At 31.2% G+C, this 378-nt stretch carries 1 protein-coding gene; it reads left to right on the top strand.

The features are described from left to right. Positions 1–149: 149 nt before the first annotated feature. Positions 150–378 (top strand): hypothetical protein (locus ACECE_RS26295; protein ID WP_010243673.1); only part of this gene is annotated, 229 nt, incomplete at its 3' end.

Here is a 378-nt window from a genome sequence, read left to right as displayed (position 1 = left end):
TACCGAAAAGTGAAATAGACCAATTTGCCAAAACAAGAGGATTAAACTAATGAAGAATATAATAAAAGAAAAAAATACTAATATACTCACTTCCTTTTTAATTCCTTTGATTCTTTATTTTTGTTTTACTAATAGCTTGTATGCTGCCGATGATTATGTTTGCTGGTCAAGAATGTTTAACAAATACAAACGATACATATTACGCTGGTTCTTGGTCTTCATATGATGGAGAAAATGATTTGTACACATATAACGGAAATACTGTTACCTTTCCTATTCCTCCAGGAGTAAAGTATAATTATACAAACAGCTTTGGTGCTGATAGGACTCACAATAACAAGAGTGAATCTCATGAAGGTATAGATATATTTGCCGATC

It is taken from the genome of Acetivibrio cellulolyticus CD2 (assembly GCF_000179595.2).
Taxonomy (GTDB): Bacteria; Bacillota; Clostridia; order Acetivibrionales; family Acetivibrionaceae; genus Acetivibrio; species Acetivibrio cellulolyticus.
Note: the sequence above shows the minus strand (reverse complement) of the source record. Positions and strands in the feature narration are given on the sequence as shown.